This is a genomic window from Pseudomonas sp. PDM20, assembly GCF_014852575.3.
In the GTDB taxonomy this organism is placed as follows: domain Bacteria; phylum Pseudomonadota; class Gammaproteobacteria; order Pseudomonadales; family Pseudomonadaceae; genus Pseudomonas.
In genome coordinates, this window is sequence record NZ_CM181224.1 from 1949284 (window position 1) to 1970658 (window position 21375).

At 65.8% G+C, this 21375-nt stretch carries 20 protein-coding genes; 8 read left to right on the forward strand and 12 right to left on the reverse strand.

All coding sequences use genetic code 11. The features are described 5' to 3' along the window. Positions 1 to 85 precede the first annotated feature (85 nt). The 11 genes from IB261_RS09235 to gcl all read right to left on the reverse strand — a co-directional run bounded on the left by IB261_RS09235 (position 86) and on the right by gcl (position 14308). Positions 86 to 1084, reverse strand: coding sequence for a sulfate ABC transporter substrate-binding protein (locus tag IB261_RS09235; RefSeq protein ID WP_151186440.1), 999 nt, complete (start codon positions 1082 to 1084; stop codon positions 86 to 88). A 188-nt stretch (positions 1085 to 1272) separates the two neighbouring features. Continuing rightward, a complete protein-coding gene (locus tag IB261_RS09240; RefSeq protein ID WP_225605996.1) occupies positions 1273 to 2928 on the reverse strand; it encodes a mucoidy inhibitor MuiA family protein in 1656 nt (551 codons plus the stop codon). 147 nt (positions 2929 to 3075) lie between these two features. Further along, positions 3076 to 3927: an ion transporter gene (locus IB261_RS09245; protein ID WP_081518092.1), complete on the reverse strand. Its 852-nt coding sequence runs from the start codon at positions 3925 to 3927 to the stop codon at positions 3076 to 3078. An 89-nt stretch (positions 3928 to 4016) separates the two neighbouring features. Then, positions 4017 to 5261 carry a serine/threonine transporter SstT gene (gene sstT / locus IB261_RS09250; RefSeq protein ID WP_081518093.1) on the reverse strand — a complete coding sequence of 415 codons (1245 nt, stop codon included), beginning with the start codon at positions 5259 to 5261 and terminating at the stop codon, positions 4017 to 4019. Positions 5262 to 5478: 217 nt separating this feature from the next. Then, positions 5479 to 6315 (reverse strand): diaminopimelate epimerase, encoded by an 837-nt coding sequence (dapF, locus tag IB261_RS09255; RefSeq protein ID WP_192382079.1) that lies wholly within the window; start codon positions 6313 to 6315, stop codon positions 5479 to 5481. Between the two features lie 33 nt (positions 6316 to 6348). Continuing rightward, positions 6349 to 7266 (reverse strand): urea transporter, encoded by a 918-nt coding sequence (locus IB261_RS09260; RefSeq protein ID WP_192382081.1) that lies wholly within the window; start codon positions 7264 to 7266, stop codon positions 6349 to 6351. A gap of 408 nt (positions 7267 to 7674) precedes the next feature. Further along, positions 7675 to 9105 carry a pyruvate kinase gene (gene pyk / locus IB261_RS09265; RefSeq protein WP_192210239.1) on the reverse strand — a complete coding sequence of 477 codons (1431 nt, stop codon included), beginning with the start codon at positions 9103 to 9105 and terminating at the stop codon, positions 7675 to 7677. Beyond that, entirely contained in the window at positions 9102 to 10373 is a 1272-nt protein-coding gene (locus IB261_RS09270; protein ID WP_151186445.1) for a glycerate kinase type-2 family protein, read from the reverse strand. The genes pyk and IB261_RS09270 overlap by 4 nt, the downstream gene beginning before the upstream one ends. Before the next feature lie 284 nt (positions 10374 to 10657). Continuing rightward, on the reverse strand, positions 10658 to 11548 hold the full coding sequence (locus IB261_RS09275; RefSeq protein WP_192382083.1) for a 2-hydroxy-3-oxopropionate reductase: 891 nt from the start codon (positions 11546 to 11548) through the stop codon (positions 10658 to 10660). A gap of 69 nt (positions 11549 to 11617) precedes the next feature. Further along, positions 11618 to 12400, reverse strand: coding sequence for a hydroxypyruvate isomerase (gene hyi, locus IB261_RS09280; protein ID WP_192382085.1), 783 nt, complete (start codon positions 12398 to 12400; stop codon positions 11618 to 11620). Between the two features lie 132 nt (positions 12401 to 12532). Continuing rightward, positions 12533 to 14308 (reverse strand): glyoxylate carboligase, encoded by a 1776-nt coding sequence (gcl, locus tag IB261_RS09285; protein ID WP_081518100.1) that lies wholly within the window; start codon positions 14306 to 14308, stop codon positions 12533 to 12535. Positions 14309 to 14665: 357 nt separating this feature from the next. Between gcl and IB261_RS09290 the strand changes: the two genes are divergently transcribed. After that, complete coding sequence (locus IB261_RS09290; protein ID WP_081518101.1) at positions 14666 to 15097, forward strand: GlcG/HbpS family heme-binding protein; 432 nt, start codon at positions 14666 to 14668, stop codon at positions 15095 to 15097. A 113-nt stretch (positions 15098 to 15210) separates the two neighbouring features. Here the strand turns inward: IB261_RS09290 and IB261_RS09295 are convergent, their stop codons facing one another. Then, positions 15211 to 15864 (reverse strand): TetR/AcrR family transcriptional regulator, encoded by a 654-nt coding sequence (locus IB261_RS09295; protein ID WP_081518102.1) that lies wholly within the window; start codon positions 15862 to 15864, stop codon positions 15211 to 15213. Between the two features lie 210 nt (positions 15865 to 16074). Here IB261_RS09295 and moaA point away from each other — a divergent pair, with 210 nt between their 5' ends. The 7 genes from moaA to IB261_RS09330 all read left to right on the forward strand — a co-directional run bounded on the left by moaA (position 16075) and on the right by IB261_RS09330 (position 21359). Continuing rightward, a complete protein-coding gene (gene moaA, locus IB261_RS09300; protein ID WP_081518103.1) occupies positions 16075 to 17070 on the forward strand; it encodes a GTP 3',8-cyclase MoaA in 996 nt (331 codons plus the stop codon). A gap of 131 nt (positions 17071 to 17201) precedes the next feature. After that, entirely contained in the window at positions 17202 to 17966 is a 765-nt protein-coding gene (locus IB261_RS09305; protein ID WP_192382238.1) for a transporter substrate-binding domain-containing protein, read from the forward strand. Between the two features lie 59 nt (positions 17967 to 18025). Then, positions 18026 to 18361 (forward strand): low molecular weight protein tyrosine phosphatase family protein, encoded by a 336-nt coding sequence (locus IB261_RS09310; protein WP_192382087.1) that lies wholly within the window; start codon positions 18026 to 18028, stop codon positions 18359 to 18361. Beyond that, entirely contained in the window at positions 18358 to 18843 is a 486-nt protein-coding gene (locus tag IB261_RS09315) for a hypothetical protein (protein ID WP_192382089.1), read from the forward strand. The genes IB261_RS09310 and IB261_RS09315 overlap by 4 nt, the downstream gene beginning before the upstream one ends. A 131-nt stretch (positions 18844 to 18974) precedes the next feature. Then, positions 18975 to 19370 (forward strand): PA2779 family protein, encoded by a 396-nt coding sequence (locus tag IB261_RS09320; protein WP_192382091.1) that lies wholly within the window; start codon positions 18975 to 18977, stop codon positions 19368 to 19370. An 11-nt stretch (positions 19371 to 19381) separates the two neighbouring features. Beyond that, complete coding sequence (locus IB261_RS09325) at positions 19382 to 20326, forward strand: PA2778 family cysteine peptidase (protein WP_192382093.1); 945 nt, start codon at positions 19382 to 19384, stop codon at positions 20324 to 20326. Between the two features lie 73 nt (positions 20327 to 20399). After that, entirely contained in the window at positions 20400 to 21359 is a 960-nt protein-coding gene (locus IB261_RS09330; RefSeq protein WP_192382095.1) for a formate/nitrite transporter family protein, read from the forward strand. Positions 21360 to 21375: the final 16 nt, after the last annotated feature.

The following is a 21375-nucleotide window of genomic DNA, read 5'->3' on the forward strand; positions in this document are numbered from 1 at the left end:
CGCGTTCCTGCAGGGGATTGCCGAGCCATGAAAAAAGCCGGAGCTGCTGGGCAGCTCCGGCTTTCACATTTTCGCGGGAGCGGAATCAGTTCGGGGTGTAGATCTGGTCGAACACGCCGCCGTCGGCGAAGTGGGTCTTCTGCACGGTGCGCCAGTCGCCGAAGGTCTTCACCACGGAGAAGAAGTCCACTTTCGGGAAGCGGTCGGAGAACTTGGCCAGCACTTCCGGGTTGCGCGGGCGCAGGTAGTTGTTCGCGGCGATGGTCTGGCCTTCGTCGGACCACAGGTACTTCAGGTAGGCCTCGGCCTCGGCGCGGGTGCCTTTCTTGTCGACCACCTTGTCGACCACGGTCACCGGCGGCTCGGCTTCGGCGGAGACGGTCGGGTAGACCACTTCGAAGCCACCACGGCCGAATTCGCGGGCGATCATCTCGGCTTCGTTCTCGAAGGTCACCAGCACGTCGCCGATCTGGTTCTGCATGAAGGTGGTGGTCGCTGCGCGGCCGCCGGTATCCAGCACCGGGACGTTCTTGAACAGCTGGGCGACGAATTCCTTGGCCTTGGCTTCATCGGCGCCGTGCTTCTGCGCGTAGCCCCAGGCGGATAGGTAGGTGTAGCGGCCATTGCCCGAGGTCTTCGGGTTCGGCACCACGACCTGCACGCCCGGCTTCACCAGGTCGTTCCAGTCCTTCAGGCCCTTGGGGTTGCCCTTGCGCACGATGAACACGGTGGCGGAGGTGAAGGGTGCGCTGTCGTTGGGCAGGCGGGTGGCCCAGTCCTTGGGCACCAGGCCGCCGTTGTCGGCCAGGGCGTCGATGTCGGTGGCCTGGTTCATGGTGATGACGTCGGCCGGCAGGCCGTCGATCACTGCGCGGGCCTGCTTGCTGGAGCCGCCGTGGGACATCTGGATGGTGATCTTCTCGCCTTTCTCGGCCTGCCAGTGTTTCTGGAAGGCGGCGTTGTAGTCCTTGTAGAAGTCGCGCATCACGTCGTAGGAGACGTTGAGCAGGGGCTGGGCGGCCTGGGCGGTGGAGGCCAGGGCGAGGCCGGCGGCCAGCAGCGAGGCGCTGAACAGACGTTTCACGAGCAGTTCCTTTTGGCAGTGTTGTTGGGTGTCGATTATGCCGACAGGTTATATGGCACTTAAATACTTAAAGGCTATTTGCTTATGCGGGGACCCGGTTCGCGGTTCCGCGAATTCCGCACCCAACGAAGGGGAAGCTTGCCCGGCAGCCTAGCAGGCCTGCCGGGCAATGACTGCCCCGACGGACGTCAGTCCAGCCCGCTGACTTCCAGCTCCTTCGGATACTCCACGCTGAACTTGAAGGTGGTGCTGCGTTTCTCGCCCGGCTTCAGTTGCCAGTCCCACAGCAGCTTGCCGTCGTCCTCGCGGGTGGCGGACTGGTCTTCGGGCGCCAGCAGGGCCACCTTGATCTGCTCGTTGCGCGAGACCGGCAACTGGTCCTTGAACTGCAGGCGCTGCTCCGTCTTGTGGTTGTTCTGCGCGTCGATGCGGAACTCGTAGGTGACGCGCTTGCGGCCGCCGGTGAGGCCGGTGTAGTCGGTGTAGCGGTTGACCAGCTTGCGTTTGATCGACATCGCCTCGTCGCCGCCCAGGGCCAGCTCGAAGGTCTCGCCCGGCATCACTGCGCGCAGCTGGCCACTGGCGACGAAGGTGTTGCCCAGGTAGGTGTTGAGTGTGCCCGGCAGCAGCGGATAGTCGCTGGCGTTGCGGGTGTCGGCCTGCAGGTAGGCGGCTTCGCGCAGCGACGGCGTGGCCAGGTAGCGGAAGGTCGCCGGTAGCTTGAACTGGGCGATGGAGACCTTCTGCGAGCTGCCGTCGCTGTTCAGTGTGGCACGGGTCGGGATATGGAAGGAGGCGCTGGTGGTGGCGCCGCTGACTTCGGCGACGGCCACCGGCATCTCTTCCAGCGAACCGGCAACGGCCATCTCGTCGGCGGCGAAGCGCTGGGCCTTCTTCGCCTCCAGCGCCATCATCGGCGCGGCTGGCGCCGGGGCGGGGCGGGCGGCCATCACCGTGCGCGGGTCGAAGGTATCGACGAACCACGGCGAGAGTGCCGGTACGCTGCTGCCCAGATTGGGGCGGGCGGTGGACAGAGTGAGGTCGACGTCGGTCCAGTCTTCGCCGCTGCTCTGCCGGACGATGCCCTGGTAGGTCATTTCGATCTGCTCTTCGCCATCGCGCAGGCGGGCGTCGTAGGCCGGGCGCCAGGAGGCGTCATAGAGCGTGTAGCTGAGCTGCAGTTGGACCTGCGCGGGCTTCTCCAGCGCTACGCGCAGGATCGCGCGCTTGTAGTGGGTGCCGTCGCCAGCCAGGTGGCTGCGCTGGTTCTCCAGCTCCTGCTTGCGCTGCTGCAACTCCTCGCCCTGCTGGTCGAGCTTGCGCTGCTCGTCGAGGATGCGGCCGAGGTTGCCCTCGCTCATCTGCAGCAGGTTCTTCAGTTCGTCGATGCTCGGCAGTGCCTGGTTCTTGCCCGGCTTGGTGCTGCTGGCCTGGATGTCGGCGAGAAACTGCTTCTGGTTCTCCAGCACGCTGCCTCGGTCGCTGATCTCACGCTCCTGCCGCTCGATGTCGCGCAGTTGTGCGTCCAGTTGTTGCAAGCGGTTGTCCGCGGAGGGCGGCGACACCTGCGGCGCGCTGCTGACATCGAGCAGGGTCGCGGCGGCGCTGGCGCTGAGCGAGGCCTGCAGGCTGTTGTCGTCGATGCGCAGGGGCAACTGCTCCAGGGCGATTTCATGCTGGCCGGCAGGTAATTGCAGGGTGGCGGTGCGGGTGACGATGGCGCGGTCGGTGTAGACGGTGACCGCGCTGATTCGGCTGTCGGCCACCTGCGGTGCGGCCAGCAGCGAAGGGCTGGCCAGCGCGCCGGCCATGGCGAGGATCAGTGGGTGGAATCGAAAGGGCATGTGCTCACCTCGCGGCCTGGAAGGCGGCCGGCACTGCGGAACGCCACCACGGCGTCCGTCCATGCAGCGTGTGACGAAGAGGGCGGTGGAAACGGGTTGAGCACGGGGGAGGTCATGCCGTCATGGACGACGAGCGGTCATCGGCAGTCAGCGTTGGGTGGCGTCGTCCGCTCGAGGAAACAGCGGGTTTCCGCAGCGCGAGCAGAACGCCGCCTCGGCCTCGTGGCTGGCCTTGGCGCAGGCGGGGCAAGGCTTGTCCAGCGCGCCCGCTGGGCGTTCCTGGCGCATGGCGTTGTGCAGTTCGGCGCTGAAGATGCCGGTGGGTACGGCGATGATCGAGTAGCCGGTGAGCATCACCAGGCTGGCGATGGCCTGGCCCAGCGGCGTCTTCGGCGTGATGTCGCCGAAGCCCACGGTGGTGAGGGTGACGATGGCCCAGTAGATACCGCGCGGGATGCTGGTGAAGCCGTGCTCAGGGCCTTCGACCACGTACATGAGCGAGCCGAACACCGTCACCAGGCTCATCACCGAGACGAAGAACACCGTGATCTTCTGCCGGCTGCCGCGCAGCGCGGTGAGCAGGAAGTCGGCCTGGCGCAGGTACTGGCGCAGCTTGAGGATGCGGAAGATGCGCAGCACGCGGATCACCCGCACCGCCAGCAGGTACTGCGCGTCGGGATAGAAGATGGCGATCACTCCCGGCAGCACTGCCAGCAGGTCGACCAGCCCGTAGAAGCTCAGCGCGTAGCGCAGCGGTTTGGGCGAGCAGTACAGGCGCAGCAGGTATTCGATGAGGAAGAGGCCGTTGATCACCCACTCGATGTCGCTGAGCAGGCCGCCGTAGGCGTGGCTGATGTCGTCGACGCTGTCGAGGATCACTACCAGCAGGCTGGCGAGGATGACTATCAGCAGCGCACTGTCGAAGCGCCGGCCGGCAATGGTGTCGGACTGGAAGATGACGACGTAGAGACGCTGGCGCCAGCTGGGGGAGTCGGCCATGGGGGAATCCACGGAAGGGATTCAGACACCTTAGCCGAGATGCACCGGGGCGGCCGCAGCCGCCCCGGTTCACATCCGGGAAAGCAGGTTCAGGCGCGCTCGCCTTCCTGCGGCTCGTCCACGTCGCCTTCGGCGATGCACGCCGCGGCGGTGAACAGCACGTCGGTGGAGGAGTTCAGCGCGGTCTCGGCCGAATCCTGGAGGATGCCGATGATGAAGCCGACCGCCACCACCTGCATCGCCACTTCGCTGGAGATGCCGAACAGGCCGCAGGCCAGCGGGATCAGCAGCAGCGAGCCGCCGGCCACGCCGGAGGCGCCACAGGCGCAGACCGAGGCGACCACGCTGAGCAGGATGGCGGTGGGCAGGTCCACGGCTATCCCCAGGGTGTGCACCGCTGCCAGGGTCAGCACGCTGATGGTGATCGCTGCACCGGCCATGTTGATGGTCGCGCCCAGCGGGATCGACACCGAGTAGGTGTCCTCGTGCAGGCCCAGGCGTTCACAGAGTTGCAGGTTGACCGGGATGTTGGCCGCCGAGCTGCGGGTGAAGAAAGCGGTGATGCCGCTCTCGCGCAGGCACAGCAGGACCAGCGGGTAGGGGTTGCGGCGGATCTTGGCGAAGACGATCAGCGGGTTGACCACCAGCGCCACGAACAGCATGCAGCCCAGCAGCACGGCCAGCAGGTGCAGGTAGCCCAGCAGTGCGTCGAAGCCGGATTCGGCGATGGTGCCGGCCACCAGGCCGAAGATGCCCAGCGGGGCGAAGGCGATCACCACGCGGACGATCAGGGTCACGCCGCCCGCCATGTCATCGAGCAGGTCGCGGGTGCTCTGGCGCGCGTGGCGCAGGGCGATGCCCAGACCGATGGCCCAGGCCAGGATGGCGATGAAGTCCGCCTCCAGCAGCGCCTTCACCGGGTTGGTGGTGACACTGAACAGCAGCGAGCGCATGACTTCGCCGATACCGCCGGGCGGCGCCAGTTCGCTGGTGGGGGCGCTGAGCACCAGGGTCGAGGGGAAGGTGAAGCTGGCGATCACCGCGACCACGGCAGCCGAGAAGGTGCCAATCAGGTACAGCAGCAGGATCGGCCGGATGTGGGTGCGCTGGCCTTGCTTGTGGTTGGCGATGGAGGCCATCACCAGCACCAGGACGAGCACTGGCGCCACGGCCTTCAGGGCGGAAATGAACAGCTTGCCGAGCAGGCTGACCGCCGCCGCGCCCTGCGGCCAGAGTACGGCGAGGGCGATGCCGCAGAGCATGCCGATGAAGATCCGCAGGACCAGGCTGGTGCCCTTGAGGCGCTGCAGGAGGGTGGGAGTTGGAAGCGTCATGACGTCTTTCGCTGCTGGAAGTGGGATCGCCCCGGCGGGCCGGGTGCGAAAGGTCGCGGATTATGCCGTCTGATGCCGGGAAATGCGCGGTTACCCGTCGATTGATCGGTCAGGCTTTGCTTCGGCAGGTGTCAGGTCGCAGTCTGGACGGGCGCGAGCGGACCGGCATTGATCCATGCCGGTCGCGTCGGCAATTCCCGAGGAACCAGCCGGCGGGTCAGCCGAGGTCGGCGAAGGCTTCCGGGTCCAGGTCGATGCCGGCGACCCGCTGTACGGCGCCGCGCATGGTCACCTGGAAGTCGTCTTCGACGCGGATTTTCAGCAGACCGCCGGCCAGGTGCAGGTCGATGTGCCCGTCACACAGGCCGAGCCGGCGCGCCACCGCAGCGGCGGCGCAGCTGCTGGTGCCCGAGGACAGCGTGTAGCCGGCGCCGCGCTCCCAGATTTCCACGCGCAGCGCATCGCGGGATAGCCACTGGACGAACTGCACGTTGGTGCGGCGGGGGAACAGCGGGTGGTTTTCCAGCAGCGGGCCGAGGCGGCAGGCCAGCTCGCGGCTGGTCTGTTCGACGAACACCACGCAGTGCGGGTTGCCCATGGAGACGGCGTTGATCCTCAGCGCCACGCCGTCGACTTCCAGCGCAAAGTCCAGCGCCTCGGGAGCATCGATCTGCACCGGGATCTTCGCGCAGGCGAACTCGGCGCGGCCCATGGACACCTCCACGGTGCGGCCCTCGTCGGACACCTGGCTGGTGACGGTGCCGCCGGCGGTGACGATGTCGAACGGCTGCCCGGCGACCAGCCCGCAGTCCCACAGGTAGCGGGAGAAGATGCGCAGGCCGTTGCCGCTTTTCTCCGCCTCGGAGCCGTCGGGGTTGAGGATGCGCAGGCCGAAGGCGGCGTCGCTGTGGCTCGCCACCAGGATGCCGTCGGAGCCGATGCCGTGGTGGCGGTCGCAGACGCGGCCGATCTGCGCAGCGGTCAGGGCAAAAGGTGCGTCGCTGGCATAGACGAGGTAGTCGTTGCCCAGGGCCTGGTATTTCACGAAGTTCATCGATGCGATCCGTCGCCGGAAGAAGGCTCCTGACTATACACGCGGGCCGCTGTTTTCCCTTCGCGGATCGTGCAGCAGCGCTTCCAGCGCGCGCTGGCCGAGGATCACCAGCCAGCAGGCGAGGATGAACGGCGCGGTGAACGCGGGCAGGCCGACGAGGGCGAAGCCGGGTTGTAGCAGCACCGCCAGGACGATGCCGCACAGCGGCGCCAGCGGGCTGCGGAAACGCAGCGACAGGGCGATACCGGCCAGCGCGCCGTTCAGGCCGAGCAGGCCGGCCTGCGCTGAGGCTGTCGGCAGGTCGAACAGCGGCGCCATGGCCAGCGCACCGGCGGCGCCGGCCAGTGCCCAGAACGCGGCGCGACGCTCCACCAGCAGCAGGCTGAGTGCGATGGTCAGGCCGGCCAGTGGTTCACCGAGGAAGATCACTTCGCCGAAGCCCAGTGCGGTCGAATCCAGCAGCGGATTGGCAGCGCCGCAGGACAGGCAGGCGACGCCGCTGGCCGGCGCGAAACCGAGCGCCTTGCCCAGCGCCACCGAGACCCAGCCCAGCAGCACGAAGGCCGAGGTGTAGGCCGGCAGGCCGAAGCGCCGGCGCGACTGGCGCAGCAGCACGGCCTGCACGGCGACGCTGGTGAGGATGGCGGCAACGGTCAGCATCACCAGCCCCAGCGACCACTGGAACTGGAAGGGCAGCAGCAGGCCGATGAGGATCGGGTTGTAGTCGTGCAGGCCGGCGTCGATGTCCGCCTGCGGCTCGCGCACGAAGCGCGCGGTGAGCGGGCCGAGCAGTGCGCCGAGCAGGGCACCGGGCAGCAGTTGCGGCGCGGACCAGGCGATGGTCAGCAGCAGGATCAGGCCGAAGCGGGCGTCGGCCTGCAGGTAGATCTGGCCGAAGCCGATCAGGCGGTTGGGGAGGAGCCGTTTCTGCGAGAAGAGGGTCAGGGGCATCTTGGTTCTGGGCAGTTGAAAGTGACTCCGCAGCGCCTCGTTGGGTGTGGGGCATCGAGGCCCCATCGGCGGGCGCTGCGTGAGAATCTTGTGACGCCGCCATACGGGGCTGCGCCACGGGTCTGGAAAAAGAAAAGAGGCTGCCGGCGGGATCACCGCAGGCAACCTCGAAATTCCATGGCCAGCATTGGGAGTTGCTGCGTGGGGGCCATGGACCGACAAGCATTCGGTACTCATGTTGCTGGTGCGCAAGCACTCAGAACAAAGGTCAATCCCGGACGGACGGGGACGCGGCCCCGTATTCCCGGCCCCGTCCGTCCGGGAGTGACTCGGTGCGGAGGCACGCGCTTGGGCGTGGCTCCTGAACTCGGTTGCCCTCTCCCGCGAAGGGGAAAGGGGCTTTCACGCTTACGCCTGCAATGCCGGCGCCACGGTCTCGATGCGCAGCATGTTGGTGCTGCCCGGCTGGCCGAAGGGCACGCCGGCGGTGATCACCACGGTGTCGCCACGGCGCGCCATGCGCTGGGCCAGGGCGATGTCCAGGGCGGTGGAGCAGATCTCGTCGACGTGGGCGAGCTGCGCGTTGACCACCGAGTGGACGCCCCAAGCCACGGTCAGGCGGCGGGCGGATTTGAGTTGCGGGGTCAGGCTGAGGATCGGCGCCTTGGGCCGCTCGCGGGAGGCGCGCAGGGTCGAAGCGCCGGACTCGGTGTAGTTCACCAGCACCGCCACCGGCAGGATGCGGCTGATCCGGCGGATCGCGCAGCTGATGGCGTCAGAGACGGTGGCGTCCGGTTCCGGGCGGTTGATTTCCAGCGTGGCCTGGTAGTCCGGTTCGGCTTCGACCTGGCGAATGATCTTCGCCATCATCTCCACCGCTTCACGCGGGTACTGGCCCGAGGCGCTCTCGGCGCTGAGCATCACGCAGTCGGCGCCTTCGCTGACGGCGTTGGCGACGTCGGTCACCTCGGCGCGGGTCGGCGCCGGGGAGAAACGCATGGATTCGAGCATTTGGGTTGCGACCACCACCGGGCGGCCGAGCTGGCGGCAGACCTGGATGATGCGCTTCTGGATGCCCGGTACGCTCTCGGCCGGCATCTCCACGCCCAGGTCGCCACGGGCAACCATGATCGCGTCGGACAGCCTGGCGATGGCTTCGATGGACTGCACCGCCGAGGGCTTCTCGATCTTGGCCATGAGGAAGGCCTTGTCGCCGATCAGCTCGCGAGCTTCCTCGATGTCTTCGGGGCGTTGCACGAAGGACAGGGCCACCCAGTCCACGCCCAGCTCCAGGCCGAAAGCCAGGTCGCGGCGATCCTTGGCGGTCAGCGGGCTGAGCTTGAGCACCGCTTCGGGGACGTTGACGCCCTTGCGGTCGGACAGCTCGCCGCTGTTCATCACGCGGGTCTCGATGGCGTCGCTATGGGCGTTGAGTACCTGCAGGCGAATCTTGCCGTCGTCCAGCAGCAGGCTCATGCCCGGCTCCAGCGCCTGGATGATTTCCGGGTGGGGCAGGGTGACGCGCTTGTCGTCGCCCGGTGCGTCGTTCAGGTCGAGGGTGAAGGTCTGGCCCTTCTGCAGCTGGACCGCACCGTCGGCGAAACGACCCACGCGCAGCTTCGGCCCTTGCAGGTCCATGAGGATGCCGATGGGGTAGTTCAGTTCGGCTTCCACTTCGCGCACCCAGGCGAAACGCTGGGCGTGGTCGTCGTATTCGCCGTGGCTGAAGTTCAGGCGGAACAGGTTGGCGCCGGCTTCCACCAGGGCGCGGATGTCGTCGCGGCTTTTGATCGCCGGGCCCAGGGTGGCGAGGATCTTTACTTTTTTATCCGGAGTCATTTGTCGTTCTCGAGGACCAGGATGGCGCGGAAGTCGTTGACGTTGGTGCGGGTCGGCCTGGTGATCACCAGGTCGCCCAGTTCAGCGAAGAAGCCGTAGCCGTTGTTGTTGTCGAGTTCGTGCAGCGGATTCAGGCCGGCCTTGAGGGCGCGGCTGTAGCTGCACGGGCTCATCAGGGCACCGGCGTTGCTTTCCATGCCGTCGATGCCGTCGGTGTCCCCCGCCAGGGCCCAGATGTTCGGTTCGCCCTTGAGGTCGGCGGTGAGGCTGAGGAGAAACTCTGCATTGCGTCCGCCACGGCCGTTGCCGCGCACGGTCACGGTGGTCTCGCCACCGGAAAGGATCAGGCACGGCGCCTTCAGCGGCTGGCCATGCTTGCGGATCTGCCGGGCGATACCGGCGTGGACCTTGGCGACCTCGCGGGATTCGCCCTCCAGGTCGCCGAGGATCAGCGTCGGGATGCCGGCGGCTTCGGCCTTGGCAGCTACCGCGTCAATGGAGTGCTGAGGCGTGGCGATGAGCTTGAAGTGGCTGCGCGACAGGCATTCGTCGCCGGGTTTGACGGTCTCCGAACGCGGGTCTTCCAGCCAGGCGCGCACGTTCGCCGGGATGTCGATGGCATAACGCTTGAGGATGGCCAGGGCATCGGCGGAAGTGGTCGGGTCGCCCACGGTCGGGCCGGAGGCAATCACCGTGGCCTCGTCGCCGGGCACGTCGGAAATCGCATAGGTGTACACGCTGGCCGGCCAGCAGGCGCGGGCCAGGCGGCCGCCCTTGATGGCCGAGAGGTGCTTGCGCACGCAGTTCATTTCGCTGATGGCGGCGCCGGATTTCAGCAGCGCCTTGTTCACGCTGCGCTTGTCGTCGAGGCTGATACCTTCGGCCGGCAGGGCGAGCAGGGCGGAGCCGCCGCCGGAGAGCAGGAAGATCACCCGGTCGTTCTCGGACAGGCCGCTGATCAGTTCCAGCACGCGACGGGCGACGCGTTCGCCGGCGTCGTCCGGCACCGGGTGTGAGGCTTCCACCACCTCGATGCTGCGGCACTCGGCGCCATAGCCATAAGGCGCCACCACCAGACCCTGGACGTCACCATTCCAGTGCTTCTCGGCGACTTCAGCCATGGCTCCGGCGGCCTTGCCGGCGCCAATGACGATGGTGCGGCCGCCCTTGTCGGTGGGCAGGTGCTGCGCCAGTACCTGGGCCGGATGCGCGGCGGCAATGGCGGTGTCGAACAGCTCGCGCAGGAAGGCGCGTGGGTCGAGGCTCATGACAGGCTCCGATGATTCTTGTTGTGGTGTTCCATGGCTCAGGCTTCTGTCTTGCAGAAGGCTCAGCGATGGAATCGAACATCCCGGCCGGCGAGGCCGTATTCCCTACGGCCGGGTGTTCGAGTCGCTTTGCAGCGTGGCGGGCGAGGCCACTCCCATAACTTCGCCCGTCACTTTGCTCTGTCTGGCGGATAACGCCGCTGGCGTTATGCGCCCTACGTTGGAGTCCCGCGTAGGGCGCATAAAGCGGAACGCTTTATCCGCCGAGACACTGGCGCAGATTCTCAGTCCTTGCGGATGGAGAAGTTGGCCATGTGCTCCAGGCCCTTGATCAGGCCGGAGTGGTCCCAGTTGCTGCCGCCGATGGCCGCGCAGGTGCTGAACACCTGTTGGGCGTTGGCGGTGTTGGGCAGGTTCAGGCCCAGTTCGCGAGCACCGGCCAGGGCCAGGTTGAGGTCCTTCTGGTGCAGGCTGATGCGGAAGCCCGGATCGAAGGTGCCCTTGACCATGCGGTCGCCGTGCACTTCGAGAATGCGCGAGGAGGCGAAGCCGCCCATCAGGGCTTCACGTACCTTGGCCGGGTCGGCGCCATTCTTCGCGGCGAACAGCAGGGCTTCGGCAACAGCCTGGATGTTCAGGGCGACGATGATCTGGTTGGCCACCTTGGCAGTCTGGCCATCGCCATTGCCGCCGACGCGGGTGATGTTCTTGCCCATGGCCTGGAACAGCGGCAGGGCGCGTTCGAAGGTGTTCGGGCAGCCGCCGACCATGATGCTCAGGGAAGCAGCCTTGGCGCCGACTTCACCGCCGGAGACCGGGGCGTCCAGGTACTGCGCGCCGGTGGTCTTGATCTTCTCGGCGAAGGTCTTGGTGGCGGTGGGGGAGATCGAACTCATGTCGATCACCACCTTGTTCGGGCCCACGCCTTCGGCGATGCCGTCCTTGCGGAACAGCACGTCTTCGACCTGCGGGGTGTCCGGGACCATCACGATGATGAACTCGGCTTCCTGGGCGACTTCCTTGGGGTTGGCCAGGCCGATGGCGCCGGCTTCGACCAGGGCCGCCGGGGCTGCGTCGTGGTGGGTGGAAACGAAGATCTGGTGACCGGCTTTCTGCAGGTTCTGCGCCATGGGCAGGCCCATGATGCCGGTGCCGATGAATCCGATTTTGGCCATGAGGAGTTCTCCTGGTTGTTCTTGTTAGGCTGGCTGGCGCAGTGCGTACCCACCGCGCCGGCCGGCGAATCAGATGACGTTGTGGCTTTTGAGCCAGCCGAGGCCGGCTTCGGTGGTGGTCTTGGGCTTGTATTCGCAGCCGATCCAGCCGCGGTAGCCGATGCGGTCCAGGTGATCGAACAGGAAGCGGTAGTTGATCTCGCCGGTGCCCGGCTCGTGGCGGCCGGGGTTGTCGGCCAGTTGCACGTGGTTGATCGAGGCGAGGTTCTTCTCGATGGTCCGCGCCAGGTCACCTTCCATGATCTGCATGTGGTAGATGTCGTACTGCAGGAACAGGTTGGCGCTGCCGACCTTCTCGCGGATGTCCTGGGCCTGCTTGGTGGTCTGCAGGTAGAAGCCGGGAATGTCGAGGGTGTTGATCATTTCCATGACCAGCTTGATGCCCGCGGCTTCGAGCTTGCCCGCCGCGTACTCCAGGTTGTTCAGGAAGGTGTTCTCGATGGTCGCGCAGTCGTGGCCCTGCGGGCGGATGCCGGCCAGGCAGTTGACCTGGGTGTTGCCCAGCACCTTGGCGTAGGCGACGGCCTTGTCGACGCCGGCGCGGAATTCCTCGACGCGGTCCGGGTGGCAGGCGATGCCGCGCTCGCCTTTTGACCAGTCGCCGGCCGGCAGGTTGAACAGCACTTGTTCGAGCTTGTTGGCGTCCAGGCGGGCCTTGATCACCTCGGCCTCGACGTCATACGGAAAGAGGTACTCGACACCGCTGAAACCGGCGCGCGCGGCGGCTTCGAAGCGGTCGAGGAAGTCCACCTCGGTGAACAGCATGGACAGGTTGGCGCAGAAACGGGGCATGGGGTCACTCCTGTTGAACGGGTGGTGCGTGGCGCTCGGCTTCCTGATGAAAGAGAGCAGGGGGTGGGGGACTCTCCGCCAGGAAATATCCACCCCCTGCTCCTCCCCGAAGGGAGGAGTCGTTCGGATCTATCAGTCCAGCAGCGAGATGGCGGTCGGCGCATCAACGCCTTTCAGGGCCAGCTCTTCGAACTCGTTGACCGCGTTGATCTCGGTACCCATGGAGATGTTGGTGACGCGCTCCAGGATGACCTCGACCACCACCGGTACACGGTGCTGCTGCATCAGCTCGCGAGCCTGGGCGAAGGCGGCGCCGATCTGGTTCGGGTCGAATACGCGGATCGCCTTGCAACCCAGACCTTCCACCACCGCGACGTGGTCCACACCGTAGCCGTTGAGCTCCGGAGCGTTGACATTGTCGAAGGCCAGCTGCACGCAGTAGTCGATCTCGAAGCCGCGCTGCGCCTGACGGATCAGGCCGAGGTAGGAGTTGTTCACCAGCACGTGGATATACGGCAGGTTGAACTGCGCACCGGCGGCCAGTTCTTCGATCATGAACTGGAAGTCATAGTCGCCCGACAGCGCGACGACCTGACGGCTCGGGTCGGCCTTGACCACACCCAGCGCTGCCGGAATGGTCCAGCCCAGCGGGCCGGCCTGGCCGCAGTTGATCCAGTGGCGCGGCTTGTAGACGTGCAGGAACTGCGCGCCGGCGATCTGCGACAGACCGATGGTGCTGACGTAGCAGGTGTCCTTGCCGAAGAACTCGTTCATCTCTTCGTAGACGCGCTGCGGCTTGACCGGCACGTTGTCGAAGTGGGTCTTGCGCTGCATCGTGCGCTTGCGTTCGCGGCAGGCTTCGACCCAGGCGCTGCGGTCCTTCAGCTTGCCGGCAGCTTTCCACTCGCGGGCTACTTCGAGGAACACGTCGAGGGCGGAACCAGCGTCGGAAACGATGCCCAGGTCGGGGGTGAACACACGGCCGATCTGGGTCGGTTCGATGTCCACATGGACGAACTTGCGGCCAGCGGTATAGACGTCGACCGAACCGGTGTGACGGTTGGCCCAGCGGTTGCCGATGCCCAGCACCATGTCCGATTCCAGAACGGTGGCGTTGCCGTAGCGGTGCGAAGTCTGCAGGCCGCACATACCGGCCATCAGCGGGTGGTCGTCGGGGATGGTGCCCCAGCCCATCAGGGTCGGGACGACCGGCACGCCGGTCAGCTCGGCGAATTCCACCAGCTTGTCGGAGGCGTCGGCGTTGATGATGCCGCCGCCGGCGCAGATCAGCGGACGCTCGGCGTCATTGAACAGGGCCAGGGCTTTCTCGGCCTGGGCACGAGTGGCCTTGGGCTTGTTCACCGGCAGCGGTTCGTAGGCGTCGATGTCGAATTCGATCTCGGCCATCTGCACGTCGAAGGGCAGGTCGATCAGCACCGGGCCGGGACGGCCGCTGCGCATTTCGAAGAAGGCCTTCTGGAAGGCGTAGGGCACCTGGCCCGGCTCCAGCACGGTGGTCGCCCACTTGGTGACCGGCTTGACGATGCTGGTGATGTCCACGGCCTGGAAGTCTTCCTTGTGCATGCGCGCACGGGGAGCCTGGCCGGTGATGCAGAGAATCGGGATGGAGTCGGCGGAAGCCGAGTACAGGCCGGTGACCATGTCGGTGCCGGCGGGGCCGGAGGTGCCGATGCACACGCCGATGTTGCCGGCGTTGGTGCGGGTGTAGCCCTCGGCCATGTGCGAGGCGCCTTCCACGTGGCGGGCCAGGACGTGATCGATGCCACCGAGTTTCTTCATGGCCGCATACATGGGGTTGATGGCGGCGCCCGGTACGCCGAAGGCGGTATCCACGCCTTCGCGACGCATGACGAGTACGGCAGCCTCGATTGCTCTCATTCTGGCCATATTTTGTTCCTCGGTTCTTATACTGATTGTGTACAAAAGTTGAGGCGATTCTAGGCAGGCAATTCGACGAAGGTCAAGACGGGTTGTATACGAGGGACTGAGTGGTCATTTTTCGCTGTAGGCCTTGTATTCCGGGGATTTCGAGAAAAAGCTGAACGCTGGGTCAAACTGTCGTTTGAAAAAATGTATACAAAAATAGATGTGGATTGTCCTTTTCAGTTGCTTTGGTTGAGACCTTCGGCTACTAGATTGCGTACAGATTTCTGATGCGCGTGTGCGCAGCATTCACCTCTGCGCATGGCGTGGCCCCGGCTTGTCGACCTTGAACCGCCTTATCAACTTGAAGAGGAAAACCTCATGAGCACCCTGAGTCTGGAAACCGCACTGGACATCACCCGTCACGCCCTGGTCGCCAGCCGCGAGCTGTCCACCGCTCCGCTGACCATCGCCGTGCTGGATGCCGGCGGGCACCTGTTGAGCCTGCAGCGCGAGGACGGCGCGAGCATGCTTCGTCCGCAGATCGCCATCGGCAAGGCGTGGGGCGCGGTGGCGCTGGGCAAGTCGTCGCGCGTGCTGGCGGCGGACGCTCAGCAGCGGCCGTCGTTCATCGCCGCGGTGAACACCCTGGCGCAAGGCAATGTGGTGCCCGCGCCCGGCGGCGTGCTGATCCGCAATTCGGCCAATGAAGTGATTGGTGCCATCGGCATCAGCGGCGACGTCTCGGACATCGACGAGCAATGCGCGATCCGTGGCGTGCAGGCACTGGGCCTGGTCGCTGACGCGGGCTGATCGAAGAAGGGCAGCGCGCGCGGCTCATCGCGCGCCTCGCTCCTACGCGTTTCCGGGGCATCCGTAGGATGGGTGGAGCGAAGCGATACCCATGCAGCAGCGGTTGATAACCGTCAGATCGACAACGGCCGCAAACGCCCCTGCGGCTTGTGTTCGGCGCCATTGTCCGGCGCGGTGCCGCGCAGCACCAGGCGGGTGATAGTCTCGGTGGCCGCTTCGAAGTCTGCCTCGCTGAGGCTGGTCTTGCCGGTGACCATGGAGATCTGCCAGTCGAAGTCGGCGTAGGTCTGGGTCGCCGCCCAGATGGTGAACAGCAGGTGATGCGGGTCCACCGGCGCCAGCAGGCCGCGGTCGATCCAGCTCTGCAGGCAGGCGATGTTGCGCTGTGCCTGGGCGTTCAACTCATCCAGGTATTCCCTGGGCAGGTGCGGCGCACCGTGCATCAGCTCGCTGGCGAACACCTTGGAGGCGTGCGGCAGCTCCTGGGAAATCTTCACCTTGGAACGGATGTAGGCGCGCAGCGCCTCGCTCGGTTCGTCATCCTCGCGGAACGGCGCGGAGGCCTGCAGCAGCGGCTCCACCACGCTTTCCAGCACGCAGCGGTAGAGGTTTTCCTTGGACTGGAAGTAGTAGTAGACGTTGGGCTTGGGCAGCCCGGCGCGAGCGGCGATGTCGCTGGTCTTGGTCGCCGCGAAACCCTTTTCGGCGAATTCTTCGCTGGCGGCGCGAAGGATGAGGCGACGGTTACGCTCGCGGATGCTGGTCATTGGCTGGTCTTCTTTTCTTTTATTGCTGTTATAGCTGTTGTCACCGAGCCGGGCATGGTAGCACCGGGCTCTTGAGCCCCTCAACTCGGCCCCGTTGCGGGTACTTGCGTGCAATTTCCTGACTCGCGGGTCGGTTTTGTGTGTACAGCGACGGCGTTCTAAGGTATTTCTAGCGCACTTTCGTTCGGCACCTGCCATCCGGAACCCCCCATGTCCGATTCCCAGTTGGTCGACCCCTTCGGTCGACGCATTACCTACCTGCGCCTGTCGGTCACCGACCGCTGCGACTTCCGCTGCACCTACTGCATGAGCGAAGACATGCAGTTCCTGCCGCGCGACCAGGTATTGAGCCTGGAGGAACTCGAAGCCGTCGCCGACGCCTTCATCGGCCTGGGCGTGAAGCGCATCCGCATCACCGGCGGCGAGCCGCTGGTGCGCAAGGGCCTGACCGGTCTGCTGGCAAGACTGGGCGCACGTTCGGAGCTGGACGATCTCTCCATCACCACCAACGGCTCGCAACTGCGTGAGCGTGCAGCAGAGCTGCGCGCGGCCGGCGTGCGTCGGCTGAATATCAGCCTCGACTCGCTGCGCCGCGAACGCTTCGCCGCCTTCACCCGCTCCGACAAGCTGGAGCAGGTGCTCGACGGAATCGACGCCGCCCGCGAGGCCGGCTTCGAGCGCATCAAGCTCAATGCCGTGGTGCAGAAGGGCCGCAACGACGACGAAGTCTGCGACCTGGTGGCTTTCGCCCTGGAGAAGGGTATCGACATCAGCTTCATTGAGGAGATGCCGCTGGGCAGCGTCAGCAGCCACGAGCGCAAGCAGACTCTGTGCAGCAGCGACGAAGTCCGTGCGCAGCTCGCCGAGCGCTGGCAACTGTTGCCGACGCCGGAGCGCAGTGGTGGCCCGTCGCGTTACTACCGCATCGACGGCTACGCCAGCCGCATCGGCTTCATTTCCCCGCACAGTCACAACTTCTGCGGCGACTGCAACCGGGTGCGGGTGACCGCCGAAGGCAAGCTGGTGCTCTGCCTGGGTCACGAGGGCGCGCTGGACCTGCGCCAACTGCTGCGCGAGCACCCCGGCGACGGCGCGCGCCTGCGCGAAGCGCTGATGCAGGCGCTGCAGCTCAAGCCCGAACGCCATCATTTCGAAGCCGACCAGCAGGTGCAGGTGTTGCGCTTCATGAGCATGACCGGCGGCTGAGTCCGCCACGGCGGGCGCCCGGCCCGCCGGACAGAACAAAAACAACAGGCAACAAGGAGAGTCGTTTGAAGCTCAAGGCATTCTGCTGCGCGCTCGCCAGCATTTTTTCCAGCGGTGTTTCAAGTGCCGCCATGGCGCAGACCTACGTCGTCGGCGTCGAGAACCTGGCGTTCGCCCCCCATTACAGCACCGATGCGCAGGGCAGTTACCAGGGCTTCGCCCGCGAGGTGCTGGACCTGTTCGCCAGTACCAGCGGCATCACCCTGGAATATCGCCCGCTGCCGGTGGATGAGTTGCTGCCGGCGCTGCTGTCGGGCCAGATCGATCTCAAGTACCCGGACAACCCGAACTGGGCGCCCGAGCAGAAAGCCGGGAAAACCCTGCGCTACAGTCAGCCGGTGACCGAGTACGTCGACGGCGTGCTGGTGGCGCCGGAGCGGCTGGGGCAAGGCGTTGGCTCCTTGAAGCGGCTGGCGCTGGTGGACGGCTGGACGCCGCGTGGCTACGAGCAGTCGGTGCAGGCCGGGCAGATTGCCCTCACGCCCAGCGCCGACCTCAAGCAGATGATCCATGCCGCGCTGAAGAAGCAGGCCGATGGCGTCTACTTCAACGTGGTGGTCGCCACTTTCTACCTGGACAACATCCGTGCGAAGCCGGGGGCACTGGTGTTCGATCCTTCACTGCCACACACGCGCAGCGCCTTCCACCTGTCCACGGTGAAGCAGGGCGAGCTGATCGAGCGCTTCGACCGCTTCCTCGTCGACCATTCCAGGGAGGTGGCCGTGCTCAAGGCCAAGTACGGCGTCGAGGCTAGCCTGGATTCCGAGCACCTGGGCGTCGAGCAGTGGAAAGTGGATTTCCTCGAGCGCCAGAAAGCGAAACAGAAGTCGCCGTGAGCCGCCTTCTTCCCTAGAATCGCCGCTGCCGTTTGCGCGCCAGCCGTAGGGAGGATGAAGTGCGCCGCGCTTTGTTCATCTGCAGCCGCAATCGCCTGCGCAGTCCCACCGCCGAAACCGTCTTCGCCAGCTGGCCGGAGGTCGAGACCGACTCCGCCGGGCTGGCGCCGGATGCGGAAGTCCTGCTGAGCGCCGAGCAACTGGAGTGGGCCGACCTGGTCTTCGTCATGGAGCGCTGCCATCGGCAGGCACTGCTGCGCCGCTTCCCCGTGGCGATGCGCGGCAAGCGTCTGGTGTGCCTGGATATCCCTGACGATTACGTCTATCTGCAGCCCGAGCTGGTACTCCTGCTGGAGCGCAAGGTCGGACCTCTCCTGCGGCAGGAGAGTGCATGAGCGAGCTCCATATTCCCCTGCGCGAAGGCACGCTGGTCTGCCCCGGTTTCCGCATCCAGGCCCAGCCCGAACCCTCGCTGGCCATCGACGGCGATCTGCTCTGGGCGCTGGAGCAGCCGCAGTGGTGCCCGCTGGCCGTGTCGCTCGAGGAGCGTGACGGCGCACAGTGGATCACGCCGCTGCCGCTGGCCCAGCAGGTCGGATTCGACCCGCAGCGGGTGATCGGCTGGCGCGACGAGCCGGTGCGTATCGAGCAGCCCGAAGGCGTCGAGGATGCCGAGGCCGCCATCCACTGGTGGCGTGGCGGCACGGTCGACGATGTGCGCGGGCGCATCAGCCACCATCCCTGGGGGCGCCTGCTGCGTCTCGAAGGTCCGGGCATCGGCCCGGAGCACATCCTCTTTCCCCGTGGCCATGCCTGCATCTACCTGGGGCATCTGGACGCCGACTGGCGCCAAATACGCTTCGAACTCTTTTCCTGAGCCGGCATCACACTAGATAGCGGCCCTGCGGTTGCCGCCGATATGGCGGGAGCGTCATGGTCGGTTGTCTCGCGTGCGAGCGGCCTGCACCTCCTGCCCAGTGCATGCAGTCCATGATGAGGTGACCCAGAATGACCATAACAAGACGGGTAAAGAGCCTTGCAGCAGTCCTGGTGTTCGCGCAGTTGGGTGTCGTTGCGGAAGTCCCGTTGGCTCAGGCCGCCATGGTTGGCACCGGCGAAGTGCTGCAGGCACAGCAGCAACAGGTCGACCGCGAACAGTTATTGAAAATGCTCGATGACCAGGGCGTGCAGAAAAAACTGCAGTCCATGGGCGTCGAGCGCAGCAAGGTCGAGCAGCGCATCAAGAGCCTGTCCAATGATGAGCTGGCGCAGTTCAACCAGCAACTGGACGAGGCCCCCGCTGGCGGCATCATCGGCATCATCCTGTTGTTCCTGCTGATCTTCGTGATCACCGACCTGCTCTGTATCACCCACATCTTCACCTTTGTGAGGTGCCAGCGTTGAGACGCTGGGCCATGGCCGTCGCGTTTGCGGCGGCCGTGGCACTCGGCGGCTGCTCGCAGTCGCCGACGTTGCCAGCCAGCGTGGAGGCGTTGCCGGAGCGAGTGGAACTGAGTGATGTGCAGTTCTTCCCGCAGCAGGAGTTCCAGTGCGGCCCGGCCGCGCTGGCGACCATGCTTAACCAGCGCGGCGTGCGGGTGACGCCGCGCGAACTGAAGGATCGGGTGTTCATCCCCGGACGCGAGGGTAGCCTGCAGGTGGAACTGGTGGCGGCGGCGCGGGAGCAGGGCATGCTGGTCTATCCGCTCAAGCCGCGCCTGGAGAACATCCTGACCGAAGTGGCGGCGGGCAATCCGGTGCTGATCCTGCAGAATCAGGGGCTGGACTGGCTGTCTGTCTGGCACTTCGCGGTGGTGGTCGGCTTCGATCGCAATCGGCACGAACTGATCCTCCGCTCGGGCATCACCGAGCGCCTGGTGATCGACTTCACCGCCTTCGACGTGACCTGGAAGCGCAGCCAGCGCTGGGCTGTGCTGACCGTGCCGGCGGATCGGCTACCGGCGACGGCGGAGCCGACGGCCTGGTTGAGGGCGGCCCACGATCTGGAGGAAACCGGTCAGCCGGCATTGGCGGAGCAGGCCTACCGCACCGCGACCAGGGCCTGGCCGCAGGAGTCGCTCGGCTGGTTCGCCCTGGCCAATGCGCGCTACAGCGACGGAAATCTCGGCGATGCCGAGGATGCGCTGCGCCACAGCGTCGGCGCGAAGCCGGGGTTTGCGGCGGGCTGGTTCAACCTGGCCAACGTATTGGGCGAGCGTGGTTGTCCGCAGCAGGCTGGCGCAGCGGCGAGTTGTGCGCGGCACCTCGCGCCGGACGATGCGCGCTTCTCGCAGAAGATCGGCAGTACGGCCGCGGCAGGTGGCAGTTGCCAGGCGGTTCCGGCCTGCCCGGCGAACTGAGGCGCGAAGGTTTCTGGAACCGAAGCGGGAAGGGCACAGCCTAAACCTGCAATGTCCCAGCGAGGTGCTTGGCATGGCCAGCGAAAAACCACCGGCACGCGGCGGCGCGCGTGCCAAGGAGAGCGCGTCGACTGCCAAGAAGGCGGCGCCTCGCAATCCTTCCCGCAGCTCGAAAGCCGGAAGTGACACGGCCGACGATCTCTCCGCCGAGGAGCGCCGCAAGGTCGAGAAAAGCCAGCCGCCCCGCGCGCTGGTGCTGCATGAAGTCATCCGCCTGCAGGGCAATCATGAACTGGACCGCACCCTGGCGGCGCTCTGGTGGTCGGCGCTGGCGGCCGGGCTGACCATCGGCCTGTCGCTGATGGCCATGGGGTTGTTCCGTGCTCGGCTGCCGGATCACGACATGGCGGTGATCACCACCAGCCTGGGTTATCCGGTGGGCTTCCTGGCGATCATTCTCGCGCGCCAGCAGCTGTTCACCGAGAACACCCTGACGGCAGTGCTGCCGGTGATGAGCGAACCAACGCTGGAAAAGTTCGGCCAGTTGCTGCGGCTGTGGTCGGTGGTCTTGGCGGGCAATGTCGTCGGCGCGCTGCTGTTCGCCTACGGCATGCTGCATCTGCCGATCTTCGACACGAAGGCCGACCAGGCCTTCCTCGACATCGGCCGCGAGGTGATGGAGAACGACCACTGGCAGATGTTCTCCAAGGGCATCGTTTCCGGCTGGATGATCGCCACCATGGTCTGGCTGGTGCCGGCGGCGGAAAACGCCAAGGTGTGGATCATCTTCCTGGTTACCTACCTGATGGCGTTGGGCAGCTTCAGCCACATCGTGGTTGGCGCCTGCGAGGTGGGTTACCTGATGTTTGCCGGCGAAGTTGGGCTGGCGGCGTTCGTCGTCGATTTCGCCTTGCCGACGCTGGTGGGCAATATCGTCGGCGGCAGCCTGATCTTCGCTTTGATGAGCCATGCCCAGGTGCGCAGCGATACTTCGCCGCCGGAGAAGTCCCCGAAAAGAAAAACGGCGCCCTGAGGCGCCGTTTTTTCGT